The organism is Oscillibacter sp. CU971 (genome assembly GCF_905219725.1).
Taxonomy (GTDB): Bacteria; Bacillota; Clostridia; order Oscillospirales; family Oscillospiraceae; genus Oscillibacter.
Genome location: NZ_CAJMXG010000242.1, coordinates 1 through 3,962, shown reverse-complemented (window position 1 = coordinate 3,962; position 3,962 = coordinate 1). Strand labels below are relative to the sequence as shown.

Below are 3,962 nucleotides of genomic sequence, written 5' to 3'. Positions count from 1 at the left end.
GCTCCTCCAAGGCCTTTTTGGCCCCGCCGCTGAGAGGGACCTCCCGCTGGGGAAGGCAGAGACGGTCTCCCCGCACCTGGTCCCACGTCAGGGAGATGAGCTCTTCCAGCCGCAGCCCCGCCTGCCAGGTCAGCCACAGGGCAATTCCGGCGGGGCTGGTTCCCTCGGCCCGCAGGAGCTTCCACAGGGCGAACTCGTCAATCTGGACGGAGTCCTNCCGGCGGATGCGGGTGGAAATTTTTTTCTCCTCCAAATGCTCCGCGAAATGGACGTTGAGTCCCGCCGCCTCCACGCCGGTAATCCGGGAGACATACTGCCAGTCATGCTCCTGCAGCTGCCGGAGGATAAAGTCATGACGCAGNTCGATGAGCCGGACCGACGTTTGTCCCTGCTTGTCCAGGGCCGCCCGGGCCAGCCGGGAAATGGACTGGGGCGTCAGGGGCTTCCGGTCCCGGTCCGAGAGAACCACCGCCTCCTGGCTCCGGTCCCGCCCGTCCCGAAGCGCCTGGAGCCAGTCCAACAGCTCCCGCCCGATGGGAACCTTTCGATCCGGCAGGACGAGGCACCCGTCCAGAAAGTCCACCTGTTCCCAGGTAAGGTGCTGGATTTCATCCCGCAGCAGCCCGGCCTGCCAAGCCAGGCGCAGCACGGCCCCCGCGGCGTTTCCCGGATTTTCCCGCAGCGCCTGCTCCATTGCCCCCTCGTCAGGGCGGTTGACGACGTAGTCCTGCATAGCGGCCCCTTCCCTCTATGTTACGTTTATTTAACAAATAAAAAGGCCATCCGGAAATCCCAGGAATGGCGGCCCATGTCTGCGCCAAGGAAAGCATTTCCGTTTCCCGTCCCCATTTGTTACGTTCGTGTATCTCAAATACAGTTCTATTTAAAAGCTCCGAAATGCCTGTGCCGCAATGAATGCGCGTGTTTGTCCTTCTGCATCATACGCCAAAAGATAACAAAAATCAATATCTTTCAGCATATTTTGCGCGCCAGTTCCCAAGGTTAGACTGAACAAAACAGCTTGGAAGGAGTGACATTCTATGACAAAACAGGAACGCGTCGCCATGGGCCAGCGCCTGCGGCAGCAGCGGAACCGCCTGGGTNTGACCCGGGAGCAGTTTGCGGAGCTGGCGGACATCGGTACCGGGTATTACGGCCAGANTGAGGTGGGCACCTCTCAGATGTCCATTGACACCCTCATGAAGGTAGCCCGGACCTCCCGGCTTTCCATGGAATACATACTCTTCGGGGAGGAGGGCGGAGAGACGGACCTGGGCTCTCTGGAAACGCTTCTGCGGGGCTGTACGCCCCGGGAACTGCGCCTGGCGGAAAAAGTACTCCAGCTCTTCCTCCTCCNGGGGGACTGAGCGCGCAAANAAGAGAGAGGCCCCGAGGGGCCTCTCTCCCTTTGCCGGACATGCCGGCAGTTGTCAGCGTATAAAGTTCATCATGGGCCTCTGCGCCGCCTCCGGGGCGGGGAGCTTTGACTCGTGAAGCACCTTCACCATCCAGGCCATGTCCCGTCCCAGCCGGGCGGCCACGGCCATGCCCTCCTCATCCCGGGCGGCCTCNCCGGGGTCCGCCCCGTGAACCACGCCCCAGTAATCGGAGGTCATCAAAATCATTTCCATGGCGTCCATGGTCCCCAGCAGCTGCTGATAGGTCTCCATGCCGCCGCTGCGGCGCAGGGTGCACAGGGCCCCGCCCACCTTGTGGCGGAGCTGGTTCACTCCGCAGCCCGCCGCCAGCATCAGACGGTCCAGCACGCACTTCATCCCTCCGGCAATGCCCCCGTGGTACACCGGGGAGGCCAGGAGAATTCCGTCCGCCTTGATACAGGCGGCGATGATTTCATTCACCCCGTCCACGTCCTGGACACAGCGGAGGCTCCCGGTGTTCAGGCAGTGGTAACAGGCCATGCAGGGCCGGACCTTGGCTCCAGGCTGGAAAACCTGGAACTCCACACCGGTGGCCTGAATTTCTTTGCCCGCGGCCTCCAGGACCAAGGCGGTGTTTCCGTTTTTCCGGGGGCTTCCGTTGATGGCGACAATTTTCATGGGGCTCCCTCCTTATGTTTTATTTGAACGCTCTTTCCGAACGACGAAAACCCAANGCAAAATTCCCTGGGCCAGCAATACGAGGGCCGAGACCGCCTTCAAAAAACCAGGCGGGCTGAACGGCTTGANAATCCAGCCCCACTTCTCCAGCCGNCAGTGTGCGNTGAACCAATAAGATGACAAAAAGCTGACCAGANTTCCCACCGGCAGCGCCGGGATGTCCCGGGTCCTGACGGTCAGCCAGTATAGCGCGGCCGCCCAAACCAGCAACGGAAGGTATCCCTTCATGCTCCTATCAGCGGCGTCGGCGTACATCCCCCAAAAGACGTAGGGGCACGCACTGACCAGCAGGATTCCCAGCCGGACGGTCCATTTTTTCACCATGGCGGTCCCTCCTTTTATCAGGTAATTTCATTATATCGGACCGGGAACAAAATTGCAAGAATTNTGGGAAACCCCCTTTTTCTTCCGCCCAAAGTGCGCTATAATAGCACCCGTAAATTTAAACCTACGGAGGATACTCTCATGCGGCAAAATGAAATGTTCCTGCTCAAGCTGGGCGAGGTGGTGCTCAAGGGCCAGAACCGCCGTTCCTTTGAGGACCGGCTGGTGGCCAACACGGCCCGCCGTCTGAAATCCTGCGGCAGCTTCCAGGTCTACATCCGTCAGAGCACCATCTACGCCGAGCCCACCACGGACACCTGCGACATGGAGGCGGCCTATGCCGCCGCCCGGCAGGTGTTCGGCGTGGTCAGCGTGGCCCGTGCGGTCCCCTGCGAGAAGACGGTGGAAGCCATCGTGGAAACCGCCAAGGACTACCTGGCGGACGCCTTCGCCTCCGCCAGGAGCTTCAAGGTGGAGAGCAAGCGGGCGGACAAGAACTACCCGATGAACTCCATCCAGCTCTCCCAGGCCGTAGGCNNCNAGCTGGCGGAGGCGTTTCCCCAGGTGACGGNGGACGTCCACAACCCGGATCTGACGGTCCATGTGGAAATCCGGGAGAAGNACGCNTACGTCCACGCCCCCGCCGTTCCCGGAGCGGGGGGGCTCCCCGTGGGTATGGGGGGCCACGCCGTCAGCCTTCTCTCCGGCGGCCTGGACAGCCCCGTGTCCTCCTGGATGATGGCCCGCCGGGGGGTGGAGCTGGAGATGGTGCACTTTGTCTCCCCGCCCTACACCTCCCAGCAGGCCCAGGACAAGGTCCTGGANCTGGCNCATTTGCTGACGGCCTACTGCGGCCGTCTCCGGGTGCATATCGTGCCCTTTACGGAGATTCAGGAAGAAATCCGAAAGAACTGCCCCGAGGAGTATTTCACCCTCATCATGCGCCGCTTTATGATGCGCCTGGCCCAGGCCATTGCCAAGCGGGCGGNGNCCAAAGCCCTCATCACCGNCGAGTCCCTGGGCCAGGTGGCCAGCCAGACCATGATGGCCCTGGCCGTCACGGACGACGTGACGGTGATGCCGGTGCTCCGGCCCCTCATCGGCATGGACAAGGTGGAGNATATCCGCATGTCACNGGTGATCGGCACCTATGATACGTCCATTCTGCCTTATGAGGACTGCTGTACGGTGNTCACCCCCCGGCATCNGGCCNCCCGGCCCAAGGTGGAGGATGTCCGCACGGCGGAAGCGANGCTGGATGTTNAGGGCCTGACGGCCCGCTCCCTAGAGGGGGAGGAATGGATCTGGGTCAAGCCTTGANCCGNTGCTCGCCCTTGCGGGCGGGGCGNNTTGGATACCAGCGATGGCTGGTGCATTGCACCCCCCATGTCGTCGGAAGAAACTCCGCCCACTCCGTCCCCGCCTAACGGCGAGGACTGCGCTCTGCTCCGTTCCTTCCTCCTCTCCCCACGCGGCAGGCCGCGCGGGGGCCCCGGTTTTTCTTGCCAGAAGAAAAAGAGA

Annotated in this window: 4 protein-coding genes; 2 read left to right on the top strand and 2 right to left on the bottom strand. The window is 61.9% G+C overall.

The features are described 5' to 3' along the window. On the bottom strand, nt 1–733 hold a 733-nt coding region (locus tag JX325_RS13280), incomplete at its 3' end, for a site-specific integrase (RefSeq protein WP_204791582.1). A 307-nt stretch (nt 734–1,040) separates the two neighbouring features. Between JX325_RS13280 and JX325_RS13275 the strand changes: the two genes are divergently transcribed. Then, nucleotides 1,041–1,367, top strand: coding sequence for a helix-turn-helix domain-containing protein (locus JX325_RS13275; protein ID WP_204791581.1), 327 nt, complete (start codon nt 1,041–1,043; stop codon nt 1,365–1,367). A gap of 63 nt (nt 1,368–1,430) precedes the next feature. Here JX325_RS13275 and JX325_RS13270 read toward each other — a convergent pair whose 3' ends face one another. Then, nucleotides 1,431–2,057 carry a flavodoxin family protein gene (locus JX325_RS13270; protein ID WP_204791580.1) on the bottom strand — a complete coding sequence of 209 codons (627 nt, stop codon included), beginning with the start codon at nt 2,055–2,057 and terminating at the stop codon, nt 1,431–1,433. Between the two features lie 525 nt (nt 2,058–2,582). On the opposite strand from JX325_RS13270, the gene thiI reads away from it, so the two are divergent. Then, nucleotides 2,583–3,761, top strand: coding sequence for a tRNA uracil 4-sulfurtransferase ThiI (thiI, locus tag JX325_RS13265; protein ID WP_204791579.1), 1,179 nt, complete (start codon nt 2,583–2,585; stop codon nt 3,759–3,761). Nucleotides 3,762–3,962: the final 201 nt, after the last annotated feature.